The organism is Actinomadura formosensis NBRC 14204, assembly GCF_001552155.1.
Lineage (GTDB): Bacteria > Actinomycetota > Actinomycetes > Streptosporangiales > Streptosporangiaceae > Spirillospora > Spirillospora formosensis.
The window spans coordinates 1-6,291 of the sequence record NZ_BCQQ01000210.1 but is presented as its reverse complement, the minus strand read 5'-3'; the positions used below and the strand labels follow the sequence as shown (position 1 = coordinate 6,291).

Here is a 6,291-nt window from a genome sequence, read left to right as displayed (position 1 = left end):
TTCAAGCCTACCCGATCCGCCCCGTTTGTCCAACTCTGGGGCAGTTCGGCCTCGTACGTCCCGTTCGATGGAGACATGATTCCACCGAGACGGTCTGCAGAGGATCCCCCGAGGCTGGCCGCCTGTCCGGCGTCCCGCTCCCCCGTGGGGCGAGTAGAACATTAGATCCGGCCGTCAGAAGCGTCAAATCGGCCTCTGGGAACGTGAAGGCGCTGGTCAGATGCTGTTTTTGGACCTCCGAACATACCCAGGACGGGCCCTCGTAACCGCACTGTGACGTGTATCTACCGAAGTTCGTCCCCAACATGGCAACCGCCCGCCCGGTACAGGTCCGGGCGGGCGGTCATGGGTCGGCTCAGGACGTGGTCACCTCGACGCCCCCCACGTTCCGCTTGCCGCGTCGCAGGACGAGGAAGCGGCCGTGGAGCAGGTCGGTCGCCGCCGGCACGGCGGCCTCCGACTCGACCTTGGCGTTGTTGAGGTAAGCGCCTCCCTGGGTGATCGCACGGCGTGCCTCTGACTTGCTCTTGCAGAGGCCGGACGCCGCCAGGAGGTCCACCACGGCCGGCAGTTCCCCGGAAGGCACCTCCGCACGGGGCACCTCGGCGAGCGCGGCCTTCAGCGTGCGCTCGTCCAGGTCCTCCAGGGAGCCCTGCCCGAACAGGGCACGGGAGGCGGCCACGACGCGTTCCGTCTCGTCCGCGCCGTGGACGAGAGTGGTCATCTCCTCGGCGAGCGCCCGTTGCGGAATGCGTGCGGCAGGACGGTCGGCGCCCTGCTTCACCAGGTCCTCGATCTCCTCGCGGGGCCGGAAGCTGAAGAACTTGAGGAACCCCTCCACGTCCCGGTCGTCCGCGTTGAACCAGAACTGGTAGAACGCGTACGGCGAGGTCAGCTCAGGGTCGAGCCAGTAGGTCTCGCCTCCCGCGGTCTTGCCGAACTTCGATCCGTCCGCCTTGGTGAGGAGCGGCGTGGTCAGCGCGTGCGCGCTGCCGCCCTCGACGCGGCGGATCAGGTCGACGCCCGCGGTGAGGTTGCCCCACTGGTCGCTGCCTCCCGTCTGCAGCCGGCACCCGTACCGCCGGTACAGCTCCAGGTAGTCCATCGACTGGAGCAGGACATAGCTGAACTCGGTGTAGCTCATGCCCGTGGTGTCGAGCCGGGCCTTGACCGTCTCGCGGGCGAGCATCCGGTTCACCGGGAAGTGCTTACCGATGTCGCGCAGGAACTCGATCGCCGACATGGGGCCGGTCCACTCCAGGTTGCTGACCATCGTCGCACCGGTCGGTCCCTCGTGGAAGTCGAGGAACTTCGACACCTGGCCGCGGACCCGCTCGACCCATTCGGCGACCGTCGCCTCCGAGTTCAGGACGCGTTCGGCGCTCTTGCCGCTCGGGTCACCGATGAGGCCGGTGGCGCCGCCGACCAGCCCGATGGGCCGGTGGCCCGCCTGCTGGAAGCGGCGCAGCGTGAGGATCTGGATCAGGTTTCCGAGGTGCAGCGACGGCGCCGTCGGGTCGAAGCCGCAATAGAGCGTGACCGGTCCCGCGGCGAGCAAGGCCCGCAGTTCGTCCAGGTCGGTGGACTGCGCGATCAGGCCGCGCCACGCGAGATCATCCAGGATGTCGGTCACGGTCTCCCTCGTCTCCGGCTTGCTTTCCGTATGCCCACCAGACTGCATCGGCGGGCGTATGTCACGCCAACGATATTCAACGGCGGCCTGTGCCGTGGTGCGCAGGAACGAAGAGCTCTTGTCCGGAGGTGAACGTGTCCCGGGCGCCGCCGACTTCCCGGTCCACGGCCTCGGCGGCGGGCCCCTGCTCGGATGATCCGAATCTCGGACGGACGATGGGTCCGTATCCAGCGAAGATCCAGCCGCGGCCATGGATCACGCCGCGATCATTCGCCGCCTCCGCCGTCCCGGGGACGCCCGCCGGGGTCAGTCGTCGGCGGGGATCTTCTTGCGCTGCCTCGGGACGTGCGGGCGGTACGGGGAGACGGTCGGGTCGCCGTCGATCCAGAACCGCCAGGGGATCTCCTTGGCGCCGTTCACTCCGGTCCGCGGTCCGCTGCGGATCAGCGCGGGGTCCGCGGCCTCGCCTTCGAGCACGGTCATCTCCCCGCCCGGGGAGCACACGTCCAGGCCGTTCTGCTCGCGGGTGACGCCGAGGGCCTGGCAGAGCCGGGCCGGGCCGCGGGCCAGGTCGCGGACCGTCGAGCGGGGCCGGCGGGCGCGGGCGATGTCCTCGCCCGTGATGATCTGGCCGGCGCGGAGCAGCACCGCCATGGACGTCCCCTCCGGCCCGCACACGAGGTTCATGCAGAAGTGCATGCCGTAGGTGAAGTACACGTAGACGTGCCCGGGCGGCCCGAACATCACCGCGTTGCGCTGCGTGCGTCCCCGGTAGGCGTGGGACGCGGGGTCCAGGGGCCCCGCGTACGCCTCCACCTCGGTGAGCCGCGCGGCCACTTCGCCTTCCGCGGTGCGGTGCGCGATCACATGCCCGAGCAGCGACGGCGCGACCTCGTCCACCGGACGGTCGAAGAACTCGCGCGGCAGCAGCGCTTCGTACATCGCCTCACCATCGTCTTCGGGACGGTTCGCCGGCCGGGCGGCCTCGGGGGGCTCCCCCACGACGTCAGTTGTCCGATCCCGCGGCCCAGGCGGCGTGCTCGTCGACCAGGGTGCGCAGCGCGCCGATCTGCTCGCGGACGCGGTCGGGCGCCGTCCCCCCGTACGCCTTCCGTGACGCCAGGGCGCCCTGGACGTTCAGCACCTCGCGGACGTCGGGCGTCAGGTGCGGCGACACCTTGGCGAGTTCGTCGTCGGTGAGGTCGCCGAAGTCCTTGTCGTTGACCTGGCACCAGACGACCAGGTGGCCGACGACCTCGTGCGCGTCCCGGAACGCCACGCCGCGCCGGACGAGCAGTTCGGCGAGGTCGGTGGCGAGCGCGAAGCCGTCGGGAGCCGAGGCCTCCAGGCGTTCGGTGTTGATCCGCATCGTGGCGACGAGCCCGGACATGGCGGGCAGGACGAGCAGCAGCGTCTCGACCGCGTCGAACGCCCCCTCCTTGTCCTCCTGCAGGTCACGGTTGTAGGTGAGCGGCAGCCCCTTGAGCGTGGTGAGCAGGCCGACGAGGTGGCCGATGAGCCGGCCCGCCTTGCCGCGCGCCAGCTCCGCGACGTCCGGGTTCTTCTTCTGCGGCATGATCGACGACCCGGTGGCGTAGGTGTCGTCCATCTCGATCCAGCGGAACTCCTGCGACGCCCACAGGCAGATCTCCTCGCCGAGGCGCGACAGGTGCACGCCGGCGAGCGCGGCGGCGAAGAGGAACTCGGCGACGAAGTCGCGGTCGGCGACGGCGTCCATGGAGTTGGGCGCGGCGGCGTCGAAGCCCAGTTCGGCGGCGGTCGCCTGCGGGTCCAGCGGCAGGGACGAGCCGGCGAGGGCGCCGGAGCCGAGCGGCGAGACCGCGGCGCGCCTGTCCCAGTCGCGCAGCCGCGCGATGTCGCGGGTCAGCGGCTGGACGTGCGCGAGGAGCTGGTGGGAGAACAGCACCGGCTGGGCGTGCTGCAGGTGCGTCATGCCGGGCGCGGCGACGCCGAGGTTGTGCTCGGCCTGCGCGATCAGCGCGGTCTCCAGCTCGACCAGCCGGGACACGATCTGGCGGGCGTGGTCGCGCAGGTAGAGGCGCAGGTCGGTGGCGACCTGGTCGTTGCGGCTGCGGCCGGCGCGCAGCTTGCCGCCGAGGGCGCCGAGCCGCTCCAGCAGGCCGCGCTCCAGCGCGGTGTGGACGTCCTCGTCGGCGACCGTGGGACGGAACTCGCCGGACCGGCAGGCCTCCTCCAGGTCGTCCAGGGCACCGAGCATGCGTTCCAGCTCGTCGCCGGTGAGCAGCCCCGCCCGGTTGAGGACGCGGGCGTGTGCGCGCGAGCCCATCAGGTCGTAGGGGGCGAGCCGCCAGTCGAACTGGACGCTCACCGAGAGCCGCGCGAGCGCGTCCGACGGGCCGCCTTCGAACCGGCCGCCCCACAGCCGCGTCGGTGCCTTCGTCACGTAGATCCTCTTCCCACCGCTGAACGTTGTCATTTCCGCGCCGTGGCGCCACGCGCGGGGGCGCCGTGTGCACGGCGTCCCCGCGCGGTGACACAGGCGTCCCGCCACAGGGTACGGCGAAACCGCCGTACCCTGCGGGGCGACCCGTCAGGCTTCCCGGTCGCGCTTGGCGGCGATCTTGCTGGGCAGGCTCCACAGCTCGACGAAGCCCTTGGCGAGGCTCTGGTCGAAGGTGTCGCCGGTGTCGTAGGTGGCGAGGTCGTAGCTGTAGAGGGACGCCTTGCTGCGCCGCCCGGTGACGACGGCGCGGCCGCCGTGCAGGGTCAGCCGCACGTCGCCGGACACGTGCTTTTGCGCATCGGCGATGAACGCGTCCAGGGAGTCCTTCAGCGGCGAGAACCACAGGCCGTCGTAGACCAGCTCGCCCCACCGCTGGTCGACGGACCGCTTGAAGCGGGCGAGGTCGCGTTCGACGGTGACGTTCTCCAGTTCCATGTGCGCGGTGATGAGCGCGATCGCGGCCGGGGCCTCGTAGATCTCGCGGCTCTTGATGCCGACGAGCCGGTCCTCGACCATGTCGATGCGTCCGACGCCCTGGGCGCCGGCGCGCCGGTTCAGCTCGGCGATGACCTGGTACGGGGTGAGCGGGCGGCCGTCCAGGGCGACGGGGACGCCGGACGCGAACGTGATGACGACCTCGTCGGCCTCACGCGGCTGGGCGGGGTCGGCGGTGTAGTCGTAGACGTCCTCGGTGGGCCCGTTCCAGATGTCCTCCAGGAACCCGGTCTCGACGGCCCGCCCCCACAGGTTCTGGTCGATGGAGTACGGCGACTTGGCCGACACGTCGATGGGCAGGCCCTTGTCCTCGGCGAACGCGATCGCCTTGTCCCGCGTCCAGGCGAAGTCGCGGGCGGGCGCGATGACCTTCAGGTCGGGGTTGAGGGCGGACAGGCCGGCCTCGAAGCGGACCTGGTCGTTGCCCTTGCCGGTGCAGCCGTGCGAGACGGTGGTGCCGCCGAACTCCTTGGCGGCCGCGGCGAGGTGCTTGACGATCAGCGGGCGGGACAGCGCCGACACCAGCGGGTAGCGGTCCATGTAGAGGGCGTTGGCCTGCATGGCGGGGACGCAGAAGTCCGCGGCGAACTCCTCCTTGGCGTCCACGACGACGGCCTCGGCGGCGCCGCAGGCGAGGGCCCGCTTGCGGATGGTGTCGAGGTCCTCGCCGCCCTGGCCGACGTCGAGGGCGACGGCGATGACCTCCCCGCCGGTCTGCTCGGCGAGGTAGGGGATGGCGACGGAGGTGTCCAGGCCCCCGGAGTATGCGAGTACGACGCGCTCGCTCATGTCTGGTCTCTCCTGTGCGAAGTGTTCGGATTCGGAAGGCTGGGACGGGGCCGCACGCGGCCCTAGCTTCGTCGTTCGCGCCCGCCGGTCAGCTTGAGCAGGGCCTGCGCGACGTCCTCCCCGCCGTTCGGGTCGCGCGCGATGACGAGGATCGAGTCGTCGCCCGCGACGGTGCCGAGGATCGTCGGCCACTCGGCGTGGTCGATCGCCGAGGCCAGGTACTGGGCGGCCCCCGGGGGGGTCCGCACCATGACCAGGTTGGCCGACGCCTCGGCCGAGACGAGCAGCTCCGCGGCGAGCCGGGAGAGCCGTCCGGTGAAGGTCTCGGCGGCGCCGGTGCGGGCCCGCCGGATCCGCTCGCCGCCCTCTCCGGGGACGGCGTAGATCAGGCTGCCGTCGTCGGCGCGCAGCTTCACCGCGCCGATCTCGACCAGGTCGCGCGACAGCGTGGCCTGGGTGACCTCGACGCCCTCGTCGCCGAGGAGCTTGGCGAGCTCGCCCTGCGAGTGGACGGGATGCCGGGTCAGCAGCTCGATCACCCGGGCGTGCCGGGCGGCCTTGGTCAGGGGGGTCGTCACCGGGAGCGCTCCAGAAGCCAGACGAGCAGCGCCTTCTGCGCGTGCAGCCGGTTCTCTGCCTCGTCCCATACCCGGCTCTGGGGGCCGTCCAGGACGGACGCGGCGATCTCCTTGCCGCGATAGGCGGGCAGGCAGTGCAGGACGATCGCGGCCGGGTCGGCGAGGGCGAGCAGCTTCTCGTCCACCGCGTACGGCTCGTAGAGCGAGGTGTCCTTGCCGTCCTGGCCCATCGACACCCATGTGTCGGTGGCGAGGACGTCGGCTCCGGCGGCGGCCTGCGCGGCGTCGTCGGTGACGGTCACGGACCCGCC

At 71.1% G+C, this 6,291-nt stretch carries 5 protein-coding genes and 1 pseudogene; all 6 read right to left on the bottom strand.

Features of this window, described 5'->3' with window-relative positions:
- Positions 1 to 355: 355 nt before the first annotated feature.
- On the bottom strand, positions 356 to 1,633 hold the full coding sequence (gene tyrS / locus AF1_RS31350; RefSeq protein ID WP_067807680.1) for a tyrosine--tRNA ligase: 1,278 nt from the start codon (positions 1,631 to 1,633) through the stop codon (positions 356 to 358).
- 306 nt (positions 1,634 to 1,939) lie between these two features.
- The gene (locus tag AF1_RS31345; protein ID WP_407642212.1) at positions 1,940 to 2,635 is read right to left on the bottom strand and encodes a DNA-3-methyladenine glycosylase; all 696 of its coding nucleotides are present in this window, start codon (positions 2,633 to 2,635) and stop codon (positions 1,940 to 1,942) included.
- Positions 2,636 to 2,639: 4 nt separating this feature from the next.
- Entirely contained in the window at positions 2,640 to 4,058 is a 1,419-nt protein-coding gene (gene argH / locus AF1_RS31340; protein WP_084263507.1) for an argininosuccinate lyase, read from the bottom strand.
- 147 nt (positions 4,059 to 4,205) lie between these two features.
- The gene (locus tag AF1_RS31335; RefSeq protein WP_067807671.1) at positions 4,206 to 5,402 is read right to left on the bottom strand and encodes an argininosuccinate synthase; all 1,197 of its coding nucleotides are present in this window, start codon (positions 5,400 to 5,402) and stop codon (positions 4,206 to 4,208) included.
- A gap of 62 nt (positions 5,403 to 5,464) precedes the next feature.
- Positions 5,465 to 5,980 carry an arginine repressor gene (locus AF1_RS31330; protein WP_067807668.1) on the bottom strand — a complete coding sequence of 172 codons (516 nt, stop codon included), beginning with the start codon at positions 5,978 to 5,980 and terminating at the stop codon, positions 5,465 to 5,467.
- A pseudogene (locus tag AF1_RS31325) lies at positions 5,977 to 6,291 on the bottom strand (ornithine carbamoyltransferase); the annotation flags it as partial. The pseudogene AF1_RS31325 and the gene AF1_RS31330, both read right to left, overlap by 4 nt.